This is a genomic window from Desulfovibrio mangrovi (assembly GCF_026230175.1).
Lineage (GTDB): Bacteria > Desulfobacterota > Desulfovibrionia > Desulfovibrionales > Desulfovibrionaceae > Halodesulfovibrio > Halodesulfovibrio mangrovi.
On sequence record NZ_CP104208.1, the window covers coordinates 118,974 to 143,003 of the forward strand.

The 24,030-nt window shown below is 58.1% G+C and carries 21 protein-coding genes; 9 read left to right on the top strand and 12 right to left on the bottom strand.

What is annotated here, in order from left to right; genetic code table 11:
* Nucleotides 1–71: 71 nt before the first annotated feature.
* Both N1030_RS00535 and coaE read right to left on the bottom strand, forming a co-directional pair.
* Nucleotides 72–863, bottom strand: a complete 792-nt coding sequence (locus N1030_RS00535; protein WP_265827013.1) for a rhomboid family intramembrane serine protease — start codon at nucleotides 861–863, stop codon at nucleotides 72–74.
* A 34-nt stretch (nucleotides 864–897) separates the two neighbouring features.
* A complete protein-coding gene (coaE, locus tag N1030_RS00540) occupies nucleotides 898–2,514 on the bottom strand; it encodes a dephospho-CoA kinase (protein ID WP_265827014.1) in 1,617 nt (538 codons plus the stop codon).
* 113 nt (nucleotides 2,515–2,627) lie between these two features.
* Here coaE and upp point away from each other — a divergent pair, with 113 nt between their 5' ends.
* The 4 genes from upp (at nucleotide 2,628) to N1030_RS00560 (ending at nucleotide 7,404) form a co-directional block, all read left to right on the top strand.
* Nucleotides 2,628–3,254: a uracil phosphoribosyltransferase gene (gene upp / locus N1030_RS00545; RefSeq protein ID WP_265827015.1), complete on the top strand. Its 627-nt coding sequence runs from the start codon at nucleotides 2,628–2,630 to the stop codon at nucleotides 3,252–3,254.
* A 329-nt stretch (nucleotides 3,255–3,583) separates the two neighbouring features.
* A complete protein-coding gene (locus N1030_RS00550) occupies nucleotides 3,584–4,831 on the top strand; it encodes a uracil-xanthine permease family protein (protein WP_265827016.1) in 1,248 nt (415 codons plus the stop codon).
* Between the two features lie 127 nt (nucleotides 4,832–4,958).
* Complete coding sequence (locus N1030_RS00555) at nucleotides 4,959–6,569, top strand: hypothetical protein (protein ID WP_265827017.1); 1,611 nt, start codon at nucleotides 4,959–4,961, stop codon at nucleotides 6,567–6,569.
* Entirely contained in the window at nucleotides 6,547–7,404 is an 858-nt protein-coding gene (locus N1030_RS00560; RefSeq protein ID WP_265827018.1) for a hypothetical protein, read from the top strand. Before N1030_RS00555 ends, N1030_RS00560 begins: the two co-directional genes overlap by 23 nt.
* A gap of 188 nt (nucleotides 7,405–7,592) precedes the next feature.
* On the opposite strand, the gene cmk is transcribed toward N1030_RS00560, so the two are convergent.
* The 3 genes from cmk to N1030_RS00575 all read right to left on the bottom strand — a co-directional run bounded on the left by cmk (nucleotide 7,593) and on the right by N1030_RS00575 (nucleotide 9,987).
* Nucleotides 7,593–8,264 (bottom strand): (d)CMP kinase, encoded by a 672-nt coding sequence (gene cmk / locus N1030_RS00565; RefSeq protein ID WP_265827020.1) that lies wholly within the window; start codon nucleotides 8,262–8,264, stop codon nucleotides 7,593–7,595.
* On the bottom strand, nucleotides 8,254–9,378 hold the full coding sequence (hisC, locus tag N1030_RS00570; protein WP_265827021.1) for a histidinol-phosphate transaminase: 1,125 nt from the start codon (nucleotides 9,376–9,378) through the stop codon (nucleotides 8,254–8,256). Before hisC ends, cmk begins: the two co-directional genes overlap by 11 nt.
* Nucleotides 9,379–9,540: 162 nt before the next feature.
* Nucleotides 9,541–9,987, bottom strand: a complete 447-nt coding sequence (locus N1030_RS00575) for a universal stress protein (protein ID WP_265827023.1) — start codon at nucleotides 9,985–9,987, stop codon at nucleotides 9,541–9,543.
* A gap of 271 nt (nucleotides 9,988–10,258) precedes the next feature.
* Here N1030_RS00575 and N1030_RS00580 point away from each other — a divergent pair, with 271 nt between their 5' ends.
* Nucleotides 10,259–10,756 (top strand): hypothetical protein, encoded by a 498-nt coding sequence (locus tag N1030_RS00580; RefSeq protein WP_265827024.1) that lies wholly within the window; start codon nucleotides 10,259–10,261, stop codon nucleotides 10,754–10,756.
* 75 nt (nucleotides 10,757–10,831) lie between these two features.
* On the opposite strand, the gene N1030_RS00585 is transcribed toward N1030_RS00580, so the two are convergent.
* Nucleotides 10,832–11,320 (bottom strand): CinA family protein, encoded by a 489-nt coding sequence (locus N1030_RS00585; protein ID WP_420842820.1) that lies wholly within the window; start codon nucleotides 11,318–11,320, stop codon nucleotides 10,832–10,834.
* A 181-nt stretch (nucleotides 11,321–11,501) separates the two neighbouring features.
* Between N1030_RS00585 and N1030_RS00590 the strand changes: the two genes are divergently transcribed.
* From N1030_RS00590 to N1030_RS00600, 3 genes are all read left to right on the top strand, one after another.
* Nucleotides 11,502–12,401, top strand: a complete 900-nt coding sequence (locus N1030_RS00590; protein WP_265827025.1) for a hypothetical protein — start codon at nucleotides 11,502–11,504, stop codon at nucleotides 12,399–12,401.
* A 64-nt stretch (nucleotides 12,402–12,465) separates the two neighbouring features.
* Nucleotides 12,466–13,644, top strand: coding sequence for a cytidine deaminase (locus tag N1030_RS00595; protein ID WP_265827026.1), 1,179 nt, complete (start codon nucleotides 12,466–12,468; stop codon nucleotides 13,642–13,644).
* A 129-nt stretch (nucleotides 13,645–13,773) separates the two neighbouring features.
* A complete protein-coding gene (locus N1030_RS00600) occupies nucleotides 13,774–14,124 on the top strand; it encodes a PilZ domain-containing protein (protein ID WP_265827027.1) in 351 nt (116 codons plus the stop codon).
* A 61-nt stretch (nucleotides 14,125–14,185) separates the two neighbouring features.
* Here the strand turns inward: N1030_RS00600 and N1030_RS00605 are convergent, their stop codons facing one another.
* Together N1030_RS00605 and N1030_RS00610 are read right to left on the bottom strand one after the other, a co-directional pair.
* Complete coding sequence (locus N1030_RS00605) at nucleotides 14,186–17,296, bottom strand: efflux RND transporter permease subunit (RefSeq protein WP_265827029.1); 3,111 nt, start codon at nucleotides 17,294–17,296, stop codon at nucleotides 14,186–14,188.
* 3 nt (nucleotides 17,297–17,299) lie between these two features.
* A complete protein-coding gene (locus N1030_RS00610) occupies nucleotides 17,300–18,502 on the bottom strand; it encodes an efflux RND transporter periplasmic adaptor subunit (RefSeq protein WP_265827030.1) in 1,203 nt (400 codons plus the stop codon).
* A gap of 329 nt (nucleotides 18,503–18,831) precedes the next feature.
* On the opposite strand from N1030_RS00610, the gene N1030_RS00615 reads away from it, so the two are divergent.
* Complete coding sequence (locus N1030_RS00615; protein WP_265827032.1) at nucleotides 18,832–19,308, top strand: NanQ anomerase/TabA/YiaL family protein; 477 nt, start codon at nucleotides 18,832–18,834, stop codon at nucleotides 19,306–19,308.
* A gap of 84 nt (nucleotides 19,309–19,392) precedes the next feature.
* Here the strand turns inward: N1030_RS00615 and N1030_RS00620 are convergent, their stop codons facing one another.
* The 4 genes from N1030_RS00620 to sqr all read right to left on the bottom strand — a co-directional run bounded on the left by N1030_RS00620 (nucleotide 19,393) and on the right by sqr (nucleotide 23,792).
* The gene (locus N1030_RS00620) at nucleotides 19,393–21,336 is read right to left on the bottom strand and encodes an ATP-binding protein (RefSeq protein WP_265827033.1); all 1,944 of its coding nucleotides are present in this window, start codon (nucleotides 21,334–21,336) and stop codon (nucleotides 19,393–19,395) included.
* Nucleotides 21,337–21,437: 101 nt separating this feature from the next.
* Nucleotides 21,438–21,791, bottom strand: coding sequence for a response regulator (locus N1030_RS00625; RefSeq protein WP_265827035.1), 354 nt, complete (start codon nucleotides 21,789–21,791; stop codon nucleotides 21,438–21,440).
* Nucleotides 21,792–21,928: 137 nt separating this feature from the next.
* Nucleotides 21,929–22,537: a DUF1641 domain-containing protein gene (locus N1030_RS00630; RefSeq protein ID WP_265827037.1), complete on the bottom strand. Its 609-nt coding sequence runs from the start codon at nucleotides 22,535–22,537 to the stop codon at nucleotides 21,929–21,931.
* A gap of 10 nt (nucleotides 22,538–22,547) precedes the next feature.
* Nucleotides 22,548–23,792 (bottom strand): type III sulfide quinone reductase, selenoprotein subtype, encoded by a 1,245-nt coding sequence (gene sqr, locus N1030_RS00635; protein WP_265827038.1) that lies wholly within the window; start codon nucleotides 23,790–23,792, stop codon nucleotides 22,548–22,550.
* Nucleotides 23,793–24,030: the final 238 nt, after the last annotated feature.

Genomic DNA, 24,030 nt, shown 5'->3' on the forward strand with positions numbered 1-24,030 from the left:
CGCGCAGAACGGGCGGCCGTGGTTTGGGCGGATGATGCAGTGGGCGGGGATTGCGGGAGATGGGGGGCGGTTCAGTCTTCCTTGGTCTCGTCGCGGCGGGCAGCCGGAGGAACCAGCGGGTGATGCGGCCGTGTGATGACAGCCTTGTGGGGCGGAGTGCCTTCAGGGATGCGGCAGTAATAGCAATGTCCCTTGCGCCGGAAAAGTGGCAGCAGGATGATGCCGGCCACGAAGCCTCCTGCATGCGCCCACCATGCTATGGTTGCGCCGCCTCCCTGTTGAACCAGGGAGCCGAGTCCGGAAATGACCTGCATGGCGAACCAGATGCCGAGATACAGCAAGGCGGGCAGTTCGAAGAACAGGGGGATGATGACGATGGGAATGAGCGTTGTGACCTTGGCGTGCGGGTAAAGCAGAAAATAGGCCCCCATGACGCCCGCAATGGCGCCGGACGCCCCCACGATGGGGACAGTGGCCGAGGTGTCCGAGAGCATGTGCGTGAGCATGGCCGCAAGACCGCAACACAGGTAGAAGAGGGTGAAGCGTACCGGCCCCATCACGTCTTCAATGTTATCCGCAAAGATCCAGAGTGACCACATGTTCAGCAGCAGGTGGCTCCAACTGCCATGAATGAACTGGTGCGTGATGAAGGCGAACTGCCCGTAGGCGGGATAGCCCACGTGTGCGGCCCACTCCGGAAAGGCGTAACGCGCGGGCACGACTCCGAAGGTATGCAGCATGAGAAACAGGTCCCCGCTGGAGAGGGCCTGCTGGTACAGATACACCAGCACGTTGATCGCGATGATGGTGTAGACTGCGTAGGGGGTGTGCACCCGTGGTATGCTGTCGCGGATGGGAAACACGTGGGCCTCTGCCTATGCTGAAGGGTTCGGGCGGTTATTCCTGAAAGAGTGCGGTCAGGCGTTCCTGCAGTGCCTTGCGCCGGTCATCGCGCCTCCGTGCGAGGGAGTCGAGCAGCTTGTCCGCGTTGGCGGCCAGCGCTTCCGGCGTGCCGCTGTTGTCCACCACAATGTCGCAGGCCCCCATCTTGTCCTTCTCCGCCCACTGCCACGATTCCATGACAGCCAGCGTTTCCTCGCTCCAGTTGCGGTGTTCGGCAAGGCGTGCTGCGCGGATATCCCTTGGGCAGTTGACGCCGACGAGAAGGTCGGCATCCCCGTGCCATCCCGTTTCCAGAAACAGCGGGATCTCTGCCGCGGCAGCGGGTGCGTCTGCGTGCCGTTTCCAGAAATCGAGAAGATCGTGGCGCACAATGGGGTGGACGCATCCTTCCACTTCCTTGCGGATGGAAGCTGATTCGCACATGGCCTCGAAGAGAGCCCGTCTGTCCACGGGGCCGTCTGCAGGAGCAAAACGATCTCCGTAGCGTCCGCGCAGGAAATGCCAGCCGTCTCCGTCCTTGGCATAAAGGGTATGCACGATGCCGTCTGCCGTCCAGACGGGGAGCCCCCGTTCTTCCAGCAGGCGCAGCAGGGCTGATTTGCCGCAGCCGGGCATGCCCGTGAGTACAACCCGCTGAGTGTGGGAGGAAAGGGCGGTGGCAAGCTGCATGAAGTCGTCCGGCGGGGGGCAGACAAAGCGCATGGCTTCGCCGGAGACGGGATGGGTGAATTCCAGTTTCCACGCATGCAGCATCTGCCGGGCGGCCAGCACGGCGAGAGGCGAATCATCAGGCACGCCGCCGCCATAGGTGGAGTCTCCCCACAGCGGATGTCCGATATGGCTCATGTGCACACGGATCTGATGGGTTCTGCCGGTATGGATGCGTACAGCAACAAGGGCGTAGTTGCCTGCGTTGTCGGCATGCAGCACGTGGTAGTCCGAGTGTGCCTTGCGTCCGCCCTGTTCCAGCTTCACCGGGGCCATCTTCACTTTGATGGTAGGATGGCGACCTATGGGCGTATCCACTGTGCCGCTTTCGCGTTCGGGAACGCCGACGGTCAGGGCGAGATATTCCTTGTGCATGCTCCGCTGGGCAAAGGCCTGTGAAAGGGCTAGTCTGACCGCTTCCGTCAGGGCGACGACGATGATGCCGGACGTGTCCTTGTCCAGCCGGTGCACGATTCCGGGACGGAACCCTTCCATGGAGGCGAGTTCCGGAAAATGGTGGAGCATGCGGTGTACCAGCGTGCCGGAGGGGCAGCTGGGGCAGGGGTGCACGGTAAGACCCGCCTGCTTGTTGAGCACCACGAGATGCTTGTCCCTGTAGAGCACGTTGATGGGTGCATCTTCCGGAACCAGCGAAGAGGTGTCGAAATCGATATGCATCTCGATCTGCATGCCCGTGCAGACCTTGGTGTTGGGTTTGGTGCAGCGTCCGGAATTGACGAAGACCTTGCCTTCCTTGATGGCTTTCTTGACTCGCTCGCGGCTTATGGCGTGCTCGGTCAGGTTTTCCGAGAGGTATTGGTCAAGGCGTGTGCCGTGCGCATCGCGGGAAACTGTAAGGGTGACGGTGTTGCCGTTGTCAGGATCGTCAATATAATTAGTCATTTTGGAGAAAATTTTCCTTGCGCTTGACCAAAGTGGTTGGTTCGGGCTAAATCATCAAAGTTTTGGGCGGCCAAAAGGCCGTTTTTTTTCAAGTACTCTTCAAGGAGGCCAGAGTGGCTGTTTACGTGGTTGACCATCCATTGGTCAAACATAAACTCGGGCGTCTGCGCGAAGTCGACGTCACCGTGTCTGAGTTCCGCGCCCTTTCCAATGAAATCTGCCGTCTTCTCACCTATGAGGCAACCAAAAGCCTTGAGACTGAGAAGAAGACCATACAGGGTTGGGCAGGACCTGTCACTGTTGACCAGATCAAGGGTAAGAAGGCAACCGTTGTACCGATCCTGCGTGCAGGTCTTGGTATGCTGGATGGCCTGCTGGACATGATCCCCGGCGCCAAGGTGAGCGTGGTGGGCATGTTCCGTAACGAGGAAACCCTTGAACCCGTAGAATATTATGTAAAGCTCGCCAAGAATATTGACGAGCGCACCGCCATCATCATTGATCCCATGCTCGCCACCGGCGGCACGCTGGTCGCCACCATCGACCTGCTGAAGAAGGCTGGCTGCAAGCATATTCTCGGTCTGTTCCTTGTGGCTGCGCCCGAAGGTATCGAGCGAGTCACCAAGGCGCACCCCGACGTGGATATCTATACCGCATCTGTCGACGAGCGACTGAATGAAAATGGGTATATTCTTCCCGGCCTGGGCGATGCAGGCGACAAGATTTTCGGGACCAAGTAGGGTTTCGAACCGTTTTCGAACGGACAGGGCATTTGCCTTTGGTTTTTTTGCCTCCGGTTTCCGGAGGCAATAACCAAGGGGCGGATGCTCTTTTTTTGGGCTTGCTGCTGCCGGTATCATCCGTGCGGCAGCAGGGAAGCTTGCCCCCGCAGGCATGGCCGGTTCATCTGAGAACCGGTTGGAAGTGCGGGGATGCGGGCTTTGAGTGACCTGTGAATCGGGGCTCGTTTTTTCCGGAGCACCGGCCTGTGGTTCCCGTGAGGGAGTAAGCCGACCGCGAAGGGGGCGGGAGGCGTAAGGATAATTTGTAACCGTTACTTGAGGAGGGCATGGTGTCCATTTCCAACACCGAGTATTCCTTCAGACTGAAAGACAGTCTTGTAGGCGCACAGATGTTGTTTGTCGCGTTCGGCGCACTGGTACTCGTACCGCTGCTGACCGGGCTCAACCCCAACGTGGCTCTGTTTACCGCAGGCGCCGGTACGCTGCTGTTCCAGCTTGTGACCAAGCGTAGCGTTCCCGTATTTCTGGCTTCCTCGTTCGCGTTTATCGCACCCATCATTCACGGTGTGCAGACCTGGGGCATTCCCGGCACCATGTGCGGTCTTGCCGCAGCCGGTCTGCTTTATGCCCTGCTTGCCCTGCTCATCAAGTTGCAGGGACCCCAGATTCTGGAGCGCGTTCTGCCCACCATCGTGACCGGTCCGGTCATCATGGTCATCGGTCTCATCCTTGCCCCCGTGGCTGTTTTCATGGCTCTGGGCAAGACCGGCGATGGCGCTATCCAGCTGATTCCGCAGGGCCCCGCCCTGTTCATTTCCATGATTTCTCTGGGCACCACCATTTTCGCTTCCCTGATGGGACGCGGCATGATCAAGCTTGTGCCCATTCTGCTGGGTATCGTGGTTGGCTACGTAACGTGCATCCTCTTCGGTTATGTTGATTTCACGCCTGTTCTGAACGCTCCCTGGCTTGCGGTTCCTGCGTTCACCTTCCCCGAGTGGAACCTTGAAGCCATCTTCTTCATCGTCCCCGTTGCAATTGCACCCGCCATTGAGCACGTGGGTGACGTACTCGCCATCGGTTCCGTCACCAACAAGAACTATCTGGACAAGCCCGGCGTGCACCGCACCCTGTTGGGCGACGGTCTGGCCACCTCTCTTGCCTCCATGCTTGGCGGCCCTCCCAACACCACTTATTCCGAAGTAACCGGTGCTGTTGCGCTGACCAAGGCCTTCAACCCCGGCATCATGACCTGGGCTGCCATCACCGCCATAGCCCTTGCCTTTGTGGGCAAGCTGGGCGCGCTGCTGCAGACCATTCCCGTCCCAGTTATGGGCGGCATCATGATCCTGCTCTTCGGTGCCATCGTGGTTGTGGGCATGAACTCTCTGGTTCGCGCCGGCAAGGACCTGATGGATCCCCGCAACATGGCCATTGTTGCCATTATTCTGGTGTTCGGTATCGGCGGCATGGCCTTCAATGCCGGTGAGTTCACCATCAAGGGTATCGGCCTTGCCGGTATCGTGGGTGTGGTGCTGAACCTCGTCCTTCCCAAAACCAAGGCGCATAAGTAGCACTTAGCAGCCAGCTTAGGTTTTCAAGCCCCGGGCATATGTCCGGGGCTTTTTTTGTTGCGCCTGTAGATGATCTTCTATATTGAAAATCTATCATTCTATAACGTATGGCAAGCAGGAGGACGGCATGGAACAACGCAATCATGTGGCGGTGTTGCGGCAGCATACGCCGGATGTGGAAATTCTCGCAGAAGAACTGGATGTACAGGGCAGGGCCGCCAAGGCTGCGTTGTCGCTCACCAGAGAGAGGGATTGCAGTGAGATGGACGATGCGCAGCAGGGCATTCGGATGCATTGTCTTCAGCGCTTGCGGGAGGCCAAGGGTAAGGCAGAAGCGATTCTGGATCGGGAGCGCTATGCACGTGCCGAATATGCTGCCTTCAATCCGCTCGGCAGGCTCAAGGATACGATGCACAAGTTTGAGAGTGCAGTGCAGCATGCCACCTTCGGGCGTCGTAACGAACTGCGGAACAGCTTTGGCAAGGTCGTGGAATTGCGTATGCAGTTGTGGAAGTTACGGCAGGACAGGGGGTATGAGCGCGATCCTCAGCCGCAGGGAAATGTGCAGGCTGCAGTAGGCTGGCTTGTGGTGGCGGTGATTCTTGAGACTTTCTTCAACGGCGTTCTCTTCGCCGGCGGCAGTGAAATGGGGTACGTAGGGGGGCTGACGCAGGCCTTGTTCATTTCACTGGTGAACCTGATCCTTTCGTTTGGAACGGGCTATCTGCTCAAATTGCGCAATGCCCTGAACGGTTGGCGCAGGTACGCGGTAACGGGCGGTCTGCTTTCGATGCAGCAGGCTATCATCGGTCTGGTTAACCTGAGCGCTGCGCACTACAGGTCTGCCGTAGCCGTGCTGGAAAGCTTTGAAAGGGCAAACCGGCAGTTTTTGAGCCGGGTGTTCACCCAGCCTTTTCAACTGGAGTCCTTCGAATCCTTCGTGTTGCTTATCTTCGGTATCATCATAGCCCAGTACCTGCTCTACAAGGGCTACACCTTTGGCGATGTAGACAAGGAGTTCGGCAAGGTAGGGCGTGAGCTTGCCGAGGCGGAAAAGGACTATGAAGAACTGAAGCTGAACGTGGAGGAAGACATCAAGCTCGCCCGTGCGGATGCCGACCGTGAGGTAGGTAGGGACGTGGGCGACTATTCCCGCATTCTGGGGCTCTACAAATCCAGCCTTGCCATGAGCCGGAACATCCGTGAGGAATATGGCCGCATTGCCTCTGAGTGGAATGATGCCCAGAAACTTCTGCTCAGACAGTTCAGACGACTGCTGGGAGGTGCCCCTACGGCCTGTCCGCTCCCCGGATATTGGGATACCTACAAGGATTTTGCAGAGGGCGAAATGCAGGTGACCTTGGATCTGACCGATGACGAAGCAGTGCTTGCCCGCATGGTTGTCCTTGATGATGTGGTCAGCAAGGGGGAGGAGATCAAGCAGATCGTGCATCAGCGCGAATTGGAAGAGTCCCGTAGTCTTGAAGCGTTCTTCAACAGCATAGAGCGGAAGAGGGAGAAGGGCGAGGACGGAGCCTCAAAGAATGCAGCCGGTGAACCCGGTGAGGATTCTGCCGGACCAACGGGACCCGGAAGCCGTTTCGATGCCGAAAACGGTAGCGATGCGGGGGATTCTTCGTCCGCAGAGTATGATGATGCCTCTTCTTTCAGCAGTGACAACGGCAACGGGCCTCACGACGACATGGGAGACTATCATGGCCAGGCAGAAAGGATCTAGCACCGGATTGAAGAGCTTGCTGAAGCGGGAAGGCCGTAAACAGCAATCTTTTCCGCATCGTTATGAAGACAGAAGGCGTGGCGACTCCAGAGGCAGGAAGCCGGAACGCACCGGCAGCCTGAAAGGGCTTCCTGTTGTGGCTGCCGCATTGGTTCTCATGGTTGCTCTTGGCGTTATATGGAGAGAAGTCACGGCCGCGCCGAAGACGCTTGCCTACCATCTTGTGTTGCTGCTTGACCGTTCCGACCCATTGACTGAGACACAGCAGCAGGAATTGCGCAGCATTATGCAATCTGTGGAGTGGGGCACGCCGGACGGCGGCAAGGTTTCGGTCTTTTATCTGGATAATATGTCCGGTTCGTATCTGGAACCTGTGGCGAGTGCCGTTGCCCCGCCGCGCCATCAAGGGAATTTGTTTGGAAACGAGCGGATTGCCGAGCAGCGTTTCAGGCGGGATTTTCTGCCGGTGATTTCGGATGCCGTCATGGACGTGCAGAATGCCACGGACGTGAAAGGAACCGCCATTGCCGAAATCGTTGCCAAGATCTGCAGGCGGCCAGACTTCTCGGACGCGGTTGCCCGTCGCAAGATATTGATCTTCTCGGACATGTTGCAGAATTCCGGCTTGTGCAGCGAGCACGCAAGGGAGCAGGAGCGCAAATGCACCCCGGGTAAAATCGGCAGGGCGTTGCCGGATTTGAAGGATGTGGAGGTGGATATGCTCTATCTGCGGCGGGATGCCTACAAGAAGCTGCAGACCCGCGAGCATGAAGGTATGTGGATAACCCTGCTGCAGAATGCGGACGCCCGTGTCCGACTGGATGACGTCTATTGATCGTGGAACTATGTGACGTGGTCTTTTGACGGGGGCGGTTGCCGTTCAGACTGCCTGTCTTGCGTATGGGATCTGGCTGACAGTTCACATCAGCTCCGGCTTGAATGATGCAACGATAAGAAATGATAAGCCCCGGCTTCTTCCTGGCATGGAGGAGGCCGGGGCTTTGCTTGCGTTTTGCGAGACGGTTAGGCGTTTGCCTTCACGTGGCGCATGATTTCGTTGAACACGCCGTCAATGTCCAGCGTCGTCGTGTCCACGATGACGGCATCTTCAGCGGGCTTCAGGGGGGCTATGGCCCGGTTGCGGTCCTGATCGTCGCGCTGGCGGATCTGTTCCGTCAGTGCCTCCAGATCGGGCGTTTCGCCCATGGCTACCAACTGGTCGAAGCGCCTGCGGGCGCGTTCCTGCGGTGAGGCATCAAGGAATATCTTGCAGCGGGCTTCAGGGAATACCACCGTGCCCATGTCGCGGCCTTCTGCCACCAGCGGGGTTGCTGCGCCCATGGCCTGCTGCGCGGCTTTCAGTGCAGTGCGTACGGCAGGCAGCTTGGCCACGATGGAGGCAAGCATGCCCACTTCCTCTGTGCGGATTTCCTGTCCTACCGGTGTGCCGTTGACGGATAGAACCGTGTCTGCACCGCTGCCGGAAAGCGAGAACGAGAAAGCGGCAAGCCGTGCGGTAAGCTCAGCTTCGCTGAGGGAAGCGGCGTCCGCGCCGAGCTTCCAGCCCAGTGTGCGGAACATGGCGCCGGTATCCAGATAGGCGATGCCCAGAGCCTGTGCCGTACGTTTTGCCAGTGTGGTTTTGCCCACGCCTGCGGGACCGTCCAGCGTGACGATGTTCCGCTTAGCGGTCATGCAGAATCTCCTTGAAGGCGTTGATGAACACCTTGTTTTCGTGCGCATTGCCCACGGTCACGCGCATGTGGCGCGGCAGGCCGTATCCCTTGTTCAGCGGGCGCAGAATGATGCCCCGGCGCAGGAGCTGCTCGTGCAGTTCGGTACCGTCAATGGGGGCCTCAAACATGATGAAGTTGGCTTTGGAAGGAAATACGGTGCAGCCCAGTGCGGCCAGTTCCCTGTTCAGATAGTCGCGGCCTTCTGCGGTGACACGGAGGGTCTCGTTGTAGAAGACCGTGTCGTCAAGGGCGGCCATGCCTGCATGTTCGGCGAGAATGTTCACGCTGAACGGCGGGCGGATGCGCTTGAGATAGTCCGCGAGTTCCGGCTGCATGGCCCCGAAGCCGAGGCGCAGGCCCGCAAGCCCCATGCTTTTGGAAAAGGTGCGCAGCACGCATACGTTGGGGAAGTCCGCAAGGCGCGGCAGCATGGAATAGGCATCCTTGTTGCCGGTGAAGTCCATGTAGGCTTCGTCCACAACCAGCAGGCACTGTTCGGGAAGACGCTTGGCAAGGGCCATGATCTCTTCCACGGGCGGGGTGTAGCCGGAAGGGTTGTCGGGCGTTGTCACGAAGACGATGGCCGTGTTTTCGTCCGTCAGCGAGACAAGGGCGTCCCAGTTGAAGGAAAAGTCGTTGTTCAGCGGCGTCTGGCGCAATTCCACGCCGCACAGGCGGGCCAGCACGGTGTACATGGAGAAGCAGGGATCAAACGCTACGATGTTATCTATGCCGGGGCGCGCCTTGGCGCGGATGAGCAGGTCAATAACCTCGTCCGAGCCGTTGCCAGTGACGATGCATTCTGCGGGCAGGCCGAATAAATCGGCAATTTTCTTTGCCAGACGAGGATTGCCGGACTGGGCGTAGCGGAATACGTGATCGGCATGGGAGCGGATGACCTGCTGAACCAGAGGAGAAGTGCCAAGCGGATTTTCGTTGCTGGCGAGCTTGACGACCGTATCGAGGCCGTAGCGTTCCTTGATTTCCTGGATGGAAAGTCCCGCCGAATAGGGGGAGAAGTCCATCACTTCGGGCCGCACCTGCGAGGTTGCGCGGCAACGTTGGGAGGTCATGCGATGCTCCTTGCGCTGATGATGTGGTATCGCCGTGAAAAAAGGGCGATCCTTTCGGACCGCCCATGAATAGACTACGAGGGGGGCTGTGCGCAAGCGGACAATGCGGTTGCGTAAGGCCGGTTGTCCCTACGCGGCATTTCCGTCAGGCTGCCGGAGCACTTACAGTGCCGGAGGACGCACGGTGAGCACGGGGATGTTCGCGCCCTTAACCACCTTTTCCGCAACGGAACCGAAGAGGATGCGGTCAATGCCCTTGCGGCCATGGGTGCCCATGATGATCATGTCCACGTTTTCCTGTTCGGCAGTGGCCAGAATTTCTTCCGCGGCATAGCCGGTGACAACCTTGCCGGAAGCCTGCAGTCCGCCGAAGTTTTCGGCAAGGAACGCGTCCATGGACTTTTCGGCGCCGGATACGATTTCGCCCACAAAGCTTTCTATGGAGTTCGGGGGAACGTGGAAGCCCACATACTGACTCAGGGAGGGCGCTGCGTACACAACTACCAGCGCGGCATCCAGCTTGGTTGCAAGGAGCTTTGCGTAGTCAGCTATGTACTTGCTGTGGTCAGAGAAATCGACAGCGACGAGGATCTTGTTGATGGCAGTCATATTGGCCTCCTGTGGCTATATTGCATGCACAGTCCGCATTGCGCGGTATTCATTCTAATCTTACTTAATCTATACACATTTCACGGCGCATAGACAAGGAAAAGGTTGTGAAGTAGGTTTAAGCCCAGAGACGGGCATCTTTTTCCCCGTGCGGCAGAAAATGCCCCGTGTGTTTTTTGATTATTTCATTAAAATCAATGCATTGAAGTTTTTATAAGGGTTGGCAGGCTTCTTGCTCAATCTGGTCAAAACCCTAAAAAGGGGTGCGCCGATGAAGATTCGTTCAGAACAGGTAGATGCACTTCAGCAACAGGAAGAACTCCGCAAGCGGTCCAAGACGACCGGCGAGGGGTTCGGTGATCTGTTTGCCGAGGAGCTGGGGCGTCAGGATGAGGCCTCGAAAACACAGGCAACCGTGCCTCCTGTGGGAGCGCGGGCCATGGTTCTGGATCCGTTGCTGATGGCGAACCCGGTGGAAGAGGCCGGAGCGGTTGAGGGTACGGGAACGGAGGCTGCCGCGCTTGTCGGCCAGCTGGATGGCATGCTGGACAAGTGGGAATTGTATTCCCGCCAGATCGGTGCCGCCGGTGCTCCTGACCTGAAGGGCGCGTATGGAACGCTGGAAAGCATTTCCGGCGAACTGTCGCAGCTCAAGGAGCAGAACCCGGAACTTTCCGCACGCTATCCCGATCTGGGATCCGTGGTGAATGAACTTGAGGTGATGTCGTTCACCGAAAGGTTCAAAATCAACAGGGGCGACTACGTGTAGTAGCTGCTCCGGAGTCGGCAGGCTTGCCCTGTCCGAAATGAAAAGGGACGGATTATTTCCGTCCCTTTTTCTATGTCATTGCGCTTCAATCAGGGTGGTCAGTTCCTGCACGGCGGCTGCGACTGTCTGTAGCCGTACGGCATCGCGATTGCCGGAAAACACAAAGCGGCGCACGGCAAGGGCCTCGCCCGCACAGGCAGCCAGCCATACTGTGCCCACAGGCTTTTCCGGTGTGCCTCCGGAGGGGCCGGCAATGCCTGATACGGCAACGGCACAGTCCACGCCGAGCACGCGGGTTGCTCCGCGCACCATGGCCTCCACGGTTTCACCGCTCACGGCACCGTGGGTCACAAGGGTATCATGCGGCACACCAAGCACCTGCTCCTTGATTTCGTTGGCATAGGCCACCACGCCGCCGGCAAACCAGCCTGAAGAACCGGAAACGTCGGTGAGTGCGGCGGCGATGAGGCCGCCCGTGCATGATTCGGCCGTGCCGAGCAGCATGCCCCGTTTTCTGAGCATATCCCCAAGATTGAGGATGGATGGGTGCAGGTCTTTCATCATGATATTTCTCCTTTGCAGGGGCTGTCTTCGTTTGTGTCGTGCCGCAAGGCAGAGGCACGTGCAGGCTTTCATATTGCCACCACGGAGGTCTGCTTGCAATGGCAGCGTTGTATGTATACTGTCACCGGATGGAAAAAGGGCGGACGATACGCGGCGCTGATGCCGGACTGGAAGTGAGGGCATGGTGAAGCAGGAATCTTTTACTTCCTTGCTGCATGACGAGGTCATGTCGGAGATGGCGGACAATTTTTTCAGTGCCCGCAAAGCCATTGATGACGAGATTGACCTGTTTGAAGCCAAGGAGGCGGACGTTGCGCTGGCCGGGCAGCGCGCCCTGTGCAGTTGTGCCTTGCTGTATGCCCTGTTGCAGGGAGAGGAGGGGGCGCAGGCCCTTTTCGATGCCATTGGGGTGGACGTTGCCTCTTATGGTTTGCACTTCAAGGTTCGCAATGTCGAGCCTTGCCTTTTTCTGCGTCTTCCGTGGGGCATTACCCGCAAGAGGCGCTTTGCCGGACTGCTGGTGCGTGTATACCAGCATGTCTACAGCGCTTTTGACCGGTATCTGAACGGCAGCGGCTATACCAGCTACCATGCCGTGCAGACGTATGCCTTGCCCGAGACAAAGGGCTCTGGTCAGGAGAACGGTGCATCGTCCTTTGACAAGATGAGCGGCATGATGGGTAAGGTGCGCAGCCGTACCGTCGGCTGGAAACGATACATCGCATGGTGCGACGAGATTAATGCCCGCATAGAAGAAGTGAACCTGAACCAGCCGCCCTCGCAGGTGCTGGGGATGGCGCGCTCCATGGATGTTGTCGGACTCGCGCAGGAGAAGGCTTCCGGCGGCGGTGTGGACGGCCTTGTGGCTTCCATGGACAGGACGCTCTGTCTGCGTCCCATTGCCTGCCATCTTGCCGGGGTAGGGTCGCTTCCCGCGTTGCCTGATCCGGAAGAAGTGGAATCCGCCATCAGACAATTTGCCATGTCCTTTTATACGCGGGAACATCACGCCGTGGATAAAACCATTGCAGATCTGGAACGGGCGCTGGATTGCATGCTGAATCCCGATGCTTGTAGTTAACCCTACAGTCTTTTGCTAATCTGCCGATATGATACGGAAGAACGCCAACACTCAGGAGACGGTCATGTTTCTTCGCAATGCCTTACGCGGTCACGCCGTAGCCATATTGCTGAGTTCCGTATTGCTGTATCTCTTTGCCGCAGTTCTGCCTGCCGCGGCAGAACCGCCCATGAAGGTCATCTACGGATTCGACCGCGAATATCCGCCGTTCAGCTTTGAAGAGGCTGCAGGCAAGCCCGCGGGATTCGATGTGGATCTCATCCAGGCCGTATTGCAGGACGAGAATGTGCGGCTCATCATGCGTCCACTCACATGGGATCAGGTGCAGGTCGAGCTTTCCGCAGGCAATATTCAAGTCTCGTCGGGCATGGCCGTTACCAAGCAGCGACAGCTTCTTTACAAGTTTGCCGACAAGCCCAGCATGCCTCTGCAGATCAAGCTGTTCACCAAGCCTGCTGCGCGCGTGGGCAACGTGACCATGCTTCGAGGACAGACGGTGTCCGTTGAGAAAGGTTCATACCAGCAGCGCGTGCTGGAAGAGTTCGGCGGCCTGAACATCAAGCTTTACAAGAGCAAGACGGAAGCTCTCAAGGCGTTGTACAACGACGAGGTCGTTGCCTACGGCGGGCCTACCCAGACTGCCTACTATCTCATCGACCGCCTTAAACTGGGTACCATTACGGCTGTGGGGACGCCTTTGGTTGTTTCCGATACCTATTTTGCGGTCAACCGCGATCAGGACAAGCTGCTTGCCATGATCAACCGGGGCATGCTGCGTGTTATCCAGAGCGGTGAATATGACCGTATCTATCGCAAATGGTTCGTGCCCACCCTGTATCCTGAAGAATACTCCGCCCTGTATACGGCGGCGCGGAACGCGGCCATCAATGCCTATGCTCCGTATTCGCGTTACCCGGTCGGTGCAGCCGTGATGACCCGTTCCGGCAGGATCGTAACCGGCTGCAACGTGGAGAATGCGCTCATGAGCGAAACGCAGACCGCGCTGCGCACAGCCATATTGAAGGCTGTTTCCGAGGGGGAATACGAATTCCGCGCGGCGGTAGCCGTAGCTCCGGACGGGAGCGTGCAAGCTCCTTCCGCAGCGGACAGGCAGTTCCTCTTCGAGTTTGGCCGCGGGGTGCTGTGTGCCGTGCAGCCGGAGAAGGGCAGGGTTGAACTGAAGATGGTCTCGGAGCTCCTGCCGTATCCGTATGAAAACAGGCCCGAATCCTACCAGTATTAGCAGGTTGCATGAACGCAATCATTCAAAAAACCACCGGTTGCGAAACGGTGGTTTTTTGCGTTACAGTTCCGCATGATAGTTGATGGAGCGTTCGGATCGCCCCTGAAACGAGCCCACCGAGGAGCTGGTATGCCCAACAGACGTAAGCGCAGCCGTGTGCGCGGGAGTTACGACGGTATTCTTGTCGTGCGTGGCAGGGAGTGGCCTGTGCAGACGAGGGATATTTCTCTCAAGGGGGCTCTCATTTCTGCTGCCGTATTGCCTCCGCTGCGTGAAGAGTGTCGACTCAGAATAGCCCTTGCCGATGCCATAGGGCTGGAGATTGAGGGCATTATTGTTCGTGTGGGAACGGATGACGCTGCCATGAACTTCACGGGTATGGATGAAGAGTCCTATGCCCATCTTTCCACCATGGTGCGGCTGCGGATGCAGAACGCCGATATGCTGGACCGCGAGGAGCTTGCCGAACCGTTCGAGTAGAGCTCCCGGCATTGATGAGAATTGAAAAGCCGCCGGATACAGTCGTATCCGGCGGCTTATTTTACCTGTCGGATGCCGCCCGGGCTTGTTGTTCCGAGCTCCCGAACAGCCTGCGCAATCTGCGTTGGGCCGCATCAAGGTATATGTAGTAGACGGGCGTGAAATACAGGGTGAGCAACTGGGAGAGCAGCAGTCCGCCTACGACGGAAAGCCCCAGCGGTCTGCGGGCTTCAGCACCGGCTCCGAAGCCGAGGGCGATGGGCAGTGTGCCCATGAGTGCGGCAAGGGTGGTCATCATGATGGGACGGAAGCGGACCAATGCGCCTTCGCAGATGGCCTTGCGGGCGTCCATGCCCTGTTTGCGCTGCGCTTCCAGTGCGAAGTCGATCATCATGATGGCGTTTTTCTTTACGATGCCGATAAGCATGATGATGCCCACGAAGCCGTAGAGATTGAGATCCACCCTGAAGATCATGAGGGTGAGCAGGGCCCCGACACCGGCGGAGGGAAGACCGGAAAGAATGGTGAGCGGGTGTATGAAGCTCTCGTACAGAATGCCCAGCACAATGTAGATGATGAGCACGGAGAGGATGAGCAGCAGGGCCAGACCCTTCATGGAATCCTGAAATGCCTGCGCTTCACCCTGGAAGCTGGTGGAGACGCTGGAGGGAACAACCTCTGCCGCTACGGCTTCCACTTTGCCCATGGCGGTGCCAAGTGAGATTCCCGGCCGCAGGTTGAAGGACACGGTGGTGGAAGGGAGCTGGCCGGAATGGTTGATATACAGCGGACCCACGCCCATCTTTCGTTCCACCAGAGTATCAAAGGGCACAAGCCTGCCGTCCCTTGACCGGATATGGAGGAAGGCAAGCGAGTCCGGATTCGCCTGGTACTCGGGCGCAAGTTCCATGAGCACCTTGTATGTGTCGTTGGCGGCATAGATGCTGGTGACGCGTCGTTCCCCGTAGGAAGCGGCAAGGGCATCCTCGATCTGGAAGGCGCTTATGCCCAGAGCTGCGGCCTTGTCGCGCAGAATGGTCAGTTGCAGTTCCGGGCTTTTCAATTCCATGTCCGAACTTACGTCCTGCAGTTCGGAGATGCCGCCAAGGCGTTCTTCCAGTTCTGCTGCAACGCGATACAGGTCATCGGTGTTCGGGCTTTGCAGGGTGTACTGATACTGCCCCTTGGAGGCTCGCGCGCCGATGCGGATGGCGGGGGGATTTTGCAGGAATATCTTTACCCCGGGCACCTGCGAGAGCTTGCCCCTCAGGCGCTGGAGCACTTCGTCGGCCGTTTCCGTGCGTTCCGCATGAGCCTTGAGCGTTATCATCAACCGTCCGGCGTTGTTGGCCGAGTTGGGACCGCCGGAACCGGCAACGGACATGTACCCCTGCACGGCCGCATCCCTGCCCAGAATCTCCATGACTGCCTTCTGGCGACGTACCAGGGTATCGAAGCTGATGCCTTCTTCGTAGACCAGTGACGCCTGCAGGCGGCCCGTATCTTCCTTGGGCAAAAAGCCTTTGGGAATGATTGCGAACATCCATGCGGTCACTCCCAGCAGGATGATGGAAACCCCCATGGTCAGGGCATGGTGGCGCACGCACCAGTGCAGGGTCACGTCATAGAGGCGGTGCCATGCGTTGAACATGCGCTCCATGAAATTGTAGAACCGCCCATGGCGATCATGCGTGTTGGGGCGCAGTATGAGGTTGCAGAGCATGGGGGTGAGCGTGAGCGATACCACGCCGGAAAGCAGGATGGCGGCGGAAATGGTCACCGCGAATTCGTGGAACAGCCTGCCAACCACGCCGCCCATGAAGAGCACGGGAATGAACACCGCTGCAAGGGAGATGGTCATGGAGACGATGGTGAAGGCGATTTCCTTCGAGCCGTCCATGACGGCCTCCCGCACGGTCTTGCCCATCTCCTGATGCCGGACGATGTTTTCCAGCATGACGATGGCGTCGTCCACCACGAATCCCACGGACAACGTGAGCGACATGAGCGAGATGTTGTCCAGACTGAAGTTCATGAGGTGCATCACCGCAAAGGTGCCTACGATGGACATGGGCAGGGCAAGACTCGGGATGATTGTGGCGGAGACCTTGCGCAGGAACAGGAAGATGACCATGACCACAAGGCAGATGGTCAGCACAAGGGTGAATTTTACATCTTGTACGGAGTCCCTGATGGATTCTGAGCGGTCATAGAGTATCTCAAGATTCGCGGAGGCGGGCAGCATGGCGCGGAATTCCGGCAGCAGGGTGCGTATGGAATCGGCCACGGCCACGGTGTTGGTTCCGGGCTGGCGCTGGATGGCAAGCACCATGCCGGGAGTGCCGCTGTACCAGTTGAGGCGGCGGGTTCGTTCAACGCTGTCGAGCACGGTGGCCACTTCGCCGAGGCGTACCGGTGCTCCGTTCCGCCATGCGATGATCAGCGGCCGGTAACTGGCCGCGTCCATGAGCTGACCGGATGAGCGTACCGTGTATTCCCGTGCTGAGCCGCTGATGGTGCCCACAGGCAGGTTCACGTTGCCGCTGCGGATGGCGCTGGCCACTTCGTCCACGCCGATTTCCTTGGCGGCCAGCGCTTCGGGGTTAAGCTGTATGCGTACCGCGTATTTCTTGGAGCCGTATACCATCACTTGCGCCACGCCGTTGATCATGGAAATGCGTTGGGCCATCATGCCTTCGGCGTATTCATTCACGTCCGAAAGGCGCATGGTGGGTGAGGAAATGGCGAGATACAGAATGGGATAATCCGCGGGGTTCACCTTGCGGAAGGTGGGGGGCGTGTCCATGTCTTCCGGCAGGTTGCGCATGGCTGCGGTGATGGCGGACTGCACGTCCAGCGCGGCGGCATCGATCTCCTTGTCCAGATTGAACTGCAGGGTGATGCGGGAAGTGCCCATGCTGTTGACCGAGGTCATGGAGTCCAGCCCCGCAATGGTGGAGAACTGCTTTTCCAGCGGCGTTGCCACGGAAGAGGCCATGGTTTCGGGATTGGCTCCCGCAAGGCTGGCGCTCACCTCGATGGTGGGAAAGTCCACGCTTGGCAGGTCGCTCACGGGCAGCTTGAAGTAGGCCATGATGCCGAAAATAAGCATGGCCAGCATGACCAGTGTGGTCATGACCGGACGGTTGACGAACAGGGCTGAGGGATTCATGTGCTACTGCGCCTTTGCCGGTTCCGCTCCGGCGGGGGAGGGGACTGCCTTGGGTTCGTTGCGTACCTCGACGCTCATGCCGGGGGCCAGACGGACCTGGCCGTCAAGCGCCACCCGTTCGCCCGCTTTCAGACCCGCGGAGACAACGGTTCGGTCTCCGACAAGAAAATCCACGGTGATGAGCCGGTCTTCGGCCTTGTTGTCCGGAGTGATGACATACACATACGAGCCGTTGATGCCGTCCATGACCGCAGCGGTGGGAATGAGCACGGCGGCGGGCTCTTCACGCAAGACCAGTCCGGCCCTGACAAATTGCCCGGGCCAGAGTTTCTTGTCGGCGTTGGAATATTGAGCCCGCAGCTTGATGGTGCCCGTTGCCGTATCCACGGTGTTGTCCATGGCGGTGAGCGCGGCGGCAATGGAGTTGCCTGAACTGGAGGCGCTCTGGCTGTCGTCCGCTTTGCCGGTGGCAGGCGTGATGTACACGGTTACCTCTCCTGCCTGCCGCATGGTCATGACTTCCGGCAGATATTTTTCCGGCAGGGAGAAGGAAATGGAAATGGGTTCCAGCTGGTTGATGACGCAGAGGGTGCGGTCGTCGTTGGCCTTGATGACGTTGCCCTCGTTGACCTGCACAATTCCCACGTTGCCCGGAATGGGGGCGCGGATGACCGTGTAGCTGAGGTCCAGCTGCGCACGTTCCAGCGTGGCCAGATTGAGCTGTATATCGCTTTCCAGCGATTTTGCGTCGGCGTAGGTCTTGTCGTACTGCTCCTGCGCCACGGCGTTTATCTTGTTGAGCTGGGCATACCGCTTGAGATCCTTGTTGGCTTTTTCCAGCAGAATGCGGTTACGCCCGAGTTTGGCCTGTGCCTCGCGGATGGCAAGCTCGAAGGGGCGCGGGTCCAATCTGAAAAGCAGGTCGCCAGCATTCACGCTCTGGCCGTCGCGAACCCGCTGTTCCACAATGGTACCGCCAACCTGCGTCTTGATGGCAACGGTTGCCTGCGGTTGGACGTTGCCTACGGCGGAAACCACGAACTGGGCTGGTTCCTGCACCGCTGTTGCAACGATAACGGGGACGTCGCGTTTCTTTTTTCCGCTCTCCGGCGCATTGCCGGAGCAACCGGCCAGCATGCCGAGGCAGAAGAGCAGAATCAGGCAGGGGAGATATACGAGGCGTGCATACGCCGGATGATGGACCATGCGATTGTCTCCGTGTACGTGCATAATCGGAAGCGGCGGGCAGTACGTTTGCGAACTGCGCGTTTTGAACTCGTATGGATGTTTGTCAGAACCGAGGGATGAGTCAATAAGAATCTTGGCCTGTTATGCCTTGCGGGAGAATGGGGTTGGACTGTGTTTGGGCAAGAGGTCAGACCAATCAGGCGGTTACGATGCGTGCCGGCAATGTGATTTACATGCAGAGGGAAAATCAGCATAATGCCAGACTGTCTGGACCATGGGACGGTCCATGGCTTTTGCAATGAACTGAGTGTGTCGGGCGGGTTGAATCCGTGCCCTGAGGAGTTGCCGTGATTGTCGATACCTTGGAAAACTGGCGGACGTATCCGCTTGGACCTACGTGGGAAAAGGCCTTTCTGTTTCTGGAATCGCTGACGCCCGAAATGGCCGTGGGGAAGTATGCCATAGACGGTACGGACATCTTTGCCGTGGTTGCGGAATACGAGACGGTTCCGGAGAACAGCAAACCCTACGAGTCGCACCGTGAGTACATGGACGTGCAATTCCTGCTGCGTGGGCATGAGTGGTTTGATTATGCTCCCGTGAAGGCGCTTGCCGTGACGCAGGACTATGATCCCGCCAAGGGGGACGTTATGCGTTATGCCCGCGATGGAGCGCCCACTACGCGCATAACGCTGGGAGACGGCGTGTTTGCGGCCTTGTATCCTGAAGACGGACATGCCCCGGGTGTGGCCATGGACGGAAAACCTGCCCCCGTGAAGAAAGTGGTGGTGAAGGTCAGGGTGTCCCTGCTGGCAGGACGCTGATTTTTCCGAGTTATATGAATGGATAACGGCGACAGGTCTGATGACCTGTCGCCGTTTTTTGTATCTTGTATGGAGATCCGCAGACTAGTGCGTTGCGGGCTGGTGCAGGGGCAGACGGATATGGAAGCTGCTGCCGCAGCCTACTTCGGAATTAATGGTGATGTCGCCATGGTGGCGGGTGATAACTTCGTGGGCGTAGAAAAGGCCGATGCCCGTGCCTACGTGTCCCTTGGAGGAAAAGAACAGGGTGAACATGTTGTCGCGGGTTTCCCTGTCCAGTCCCACGCCGTTGTCTTCCACTACCATGTGCGCGTATTCGCCGTTGCGCCAGACGCGGAATGTGACGGCATGTTTCGTCTTTGTTCTGTCGAAGAGGCAGGCATCCACGGCGTTATCAAGAATGTTGGTGACGGCTGAAGCGAGGGACAGCGTATCCGCTTCAAAGGAACCTTGCGCCTGTTCCACATCCAGCGTCAGGGCGATGCCGTTGGTTTCCGCCTTGTGGCGTATGGCCTCGAACTGCTGAACCGCAAATTCCCGGAGGTCTGATTGGCCGAGTTCAAGCTCGCGGTTTCTGGCGTAGTCCAGAATATCGAGCGACATCTTGCGCAGACTGCCGAGCTTTTCCCGTACCTGCGTCCAACCTGATGCGATGCGCTCGATGTCTTCCTTCCTGAGGCCCGCTTCCAGTCTGTAGGCACCGCCGTCTATGGCCATGAGCAGGCCCTTCATGCCGTGCGACATGGAGCCGAGCATGATGCCGAGGGAGGCGAGATGGCTCTGCAACTGGCGGATCATGGTGATATCTGTGGAAAGCTCGATGACGTGCGTCAGTTCGCCATGTTCATCATATATGGGAGCAGTCTGGACAAGGATGTTGCAGGGGGTGCCCTGATTGGTGGTCACCTGCTTTTCCGCCTGATGGGACTGGCCGTCTTCAAAGGTGCGGACGATAGGGCATTCCGCGCAGGGTTCCGAGCTGTGCCTGTACAGCTCATGACAGCGTGCACCCGGGGTGTAGCTGAACTGCTCCTTGAACCGGCGGTTGGCGTCCACCACCCGCAAGTCCTTGTCCTGCACGGTGATGAAACAGGGGGCTTCGTCAAAAAGTTTGCGATACTGCTTCTGCACGGCAAGCAGCTTCTGCTGCTGTTCCTCAACCTCGGAAACGTCTACGGCAATTTCCAGCACGAGATCGTATTCGCGTTCCGGTCCCTTGATGGGGAAGGTGTAGATGAGGGAGGGCAGTTCTTCGCCGTGGGCAGTGAAAATTGGTTCGCATCGTTTGCAGGAAGCGCCGGAAAGGAAGGTTTCCTCAACGGGGTTGATCCATCCTTCATTGCCTGCGGACTGGTAGACGATGCCTTTGGCGCTATTGATTGCGTCGGTGCAGAATCGGTCACGGAATGCATTATTGGCGGCGACGATGGAGCCGTTGCGTTCATGCAGCGCGGCATGGGTGGGCAGTTGGGCCACATACTCCGCACACTTGGCGTCTTCCACGGCTTCCAGCATGGCGCGGGAAAGGCCTTCCACAATCATGCCCGCGGCGGCGATGCGTTCGTCCTGCAGCATGGCTGCGGCCTGCTCGTGGGCAACCTTGCGGCTGTCTTCCTGATAGCGCCTCAGCTCGTGGCGCATTGAGGCGTCGTCCCATGCCTTGCGGATGGTTGCGAGCAGCAGGGCGGGGTCATACGGCTCAGGCACCATGGCGGATGCGCCTTCATCCAGAAGGGTGGCGACGTCGGAAAATTCTTCGGGGTACGCCAGAATGACGATTTCGGAGTCCAGAAAGTCCGGCACGGTGTGCGGACGGGAGAGGATAACCGTGGGAGAGGCCATGCCGACAGGGGTATTCGCAGAAAGGGAAGGGCGGCTGCACAGCCCGCCGAGCGTTCTCTGATCCGTCAGGACGTTGAAACCGGCTCTTTCAAGCAGGGCCACGACATCCGGCGCATCAAAGGTGACAAGCACGGAAGGGGTGTCGGAAGTGCCACTGAAACAACTGGCGGATGGGAATGGGAGCATGAACATCTCTTCCGGCGTTTTGCTGAGCCGTTCCGGTTCTGGATATGAAAAAAGCCGTGCGATGGGGTTTCCGTCGCACGGCTATCACGATTCAGGATACCCTAGGCAATACGCTCTGCAACCGTGCTAAGAAGCAGGGATACATCAACGGGTTTGGAAATGGTGGGAACACCCTTGCGCAGCGCCGGAGGACGGGGGCCCACACCGCTGACGACCACTACGGGCGTATCCTTGATTTCCGATTCCTTACGCATATTCACAAAGAACATGGTGCCGCCCTTGCCGGGCATTTCCATATCCAGAAGCACGAGGTCAGGCTTTTCCTGACGTGCTTTTTCAAGACCTTCCGCACAGCTGTAAGCGGCGCAGGTAGAGTAGTCGTGATCGCGCAGCAGGTCTTCGAGGAACGTTACAATAGTCGGGTCATCATCAACGATGAGGATCTTCTTGGCCATGGGGCCTCCCTGTTCAATTCGTCCGGACGAGTCCGTTTTCGGGTGTTGCTCCAACCGTCCGCGCCGCTCCCTGACGGATCGGTCTGCGCGCAGCGTGCGCAGAGGAACGGCGCGGCCGGAAGGAGTAGTTGTTCTTTTTAGGCGTTCTTGGACTTTCCGAGGGCGGAAAGCAGTTCAGCCATGATACCGAGAGCCTGCTTGGAGTCCTTGCTGTGCAGCTGGCCCACCATGCCGAGCGGGCTAACGCTCTTGGCATTTTCGATGTCAGCGTCGGCAAGGCGCTCGAGCAGACCGGCCATGTTCACCAGAGCGGTGCCCATACGGCCGAACTCTTCGGGGGTGTACTTCTGGGTGATGTTACCCATGGAATCGCTCAGAGCGCCAAGCGCCTTGAACACGCCCTTCTGATCGAGTTCATCGAACTTTTCGATGGAGGCGATGAAGGTGGGCTTGATCATGGGTTCGCAGGTGCGCCACAGCTCGATGATGTTCTCAAGAGATTCCATCATCCAGGTGAGGTCGCGAACGCTCATCATGAAGCGCTTGGACAGTGCGCCAAGGTCTTCAAGGGTGCAGCGTTCCTGCACATCGCTGAAGCTTTTCAGCATCACGTTGTTCATCACGTCCCGTACGATGGGCGTGACGGTCTCCTGAAGATCCTGCATGGTCTCTGCACGGCTGTGCATCATGCTGATCTTCTCCTCGAGAGACTCGAGGCGTTCGAGAATGCGTTCTTCGTTGGTCATTGCACCGCCCCTAGTCTTTCTTGGCTTTGCGGACGTCGAGCTTGCCGGCCATGTACATGTCAGGTTCGAACGGCAGTTCGTGGCCCTTCATCATCAGGTTGAAGTAAATCCAACGGAACATCAGCTTGCCGTAGTAGTTCATGCGGCTTTCACCGAGCAGGTCGAAGGGGCCAACGCCGGGCAGGGGGAACTTACCGGGCAGGGGCTCAACAGTGTAGTTGAAGTCGATGAGGGAAGCCTTGTCGAAGCCGGTAACGATGAAGCAGTTGGAGTGGCCGTCGAAGTGGTGATGGGGCTCATGGCCTTCGATTTCGGCAAACAGGTTGGCGCACACGATGTCGCACTCGAAGTGGGCCACGGAGCCGGCCTTGGAGGTGGGTACGTTGGTGGTGTCACCAAGAACGTACACGTTTTCCATCTGCTCGGCCTTCAGGGTGGCGTTGTCGGTGGGGATGTACATCATGGCATCGCCCAGACCGGAGTCTTCGATGACCTGCTGACCGAAGTTCGGGGGAATGGATACGAGCATGTCGTAGTCCAGTTCGTTGCCCATAACGTCGGAGATAACCTTGTTCTCGGAGTCAACGCTGTCGAGAACGAAGTTGGGAACAACCTTGATGTTCTTGTCGTCACACAGCTTGCCAAGCACTTCGGCGGCAACGGCCTTGGTGAAAGCGCCGGTGAGGGGAGTCACCAGTTCGATTTCGATGTCCTTGCGGACACCCATCTTGGTGAAGAACCAGTCGGCCATGTATACGAATTCGAGAGGAGCAACCGGGCACTTGATGGGCATTTCGGCGATGTTGAACACCATGCGGCCCTTCTTGAAGTTGTGCATCTGGGGGCACAGGGCCTTAGCGCCATCGGGGGTGTAGAAGTCGAAGATGTTCTTGCGCCAGCCTTCGGACATGCCTTCGATTTCGTCGGGCATGATGCGGCAGCCGGTGGAGATCACCATGTAGTCGTAGTCATACTTACCCTGCTTGGTGGTAACCACCTTGGCGGCGGGGTCGATGTTCACGATGGTGTCGAGAACAAAGTTTACGCCCTTGGGGATGAAGTCGGACTTCGGCTTGACGCAATCCTTCATGGTGTAGATGCCGAAAGGCACAAACAGCCAGCCGGGCTGATAGTGGTGGATGGGATCGCGGTCAATGATGGTGATGTCCCATTCGGACTCCGCCAGCAGTTTGCGCATCTTTGCTGCAACCATGGTACCGCCGGAACCGGAACCGAGAATGAGCAGTTTTTTCATGCCAGGTCTCCTTTATCGAATGCTATGTTCTAAGCACGTTATTGTTTGCCCCCGCCTGAGCGGGAGAGCGTATTCAAAAGCTGTGGCCTTTCGGCCTTGCCTACCCCCTACGGGAAAGGGGTATGCATAAGTGCATTGCAACGCCGGCCCTTCTCAGGGCATGAAGGTGCATAATCCTGCCTGCGGCAGGGCGTTGCCATATGCCTTTCGTGTGGTTTCGCCGACTGAACGTCTGCCG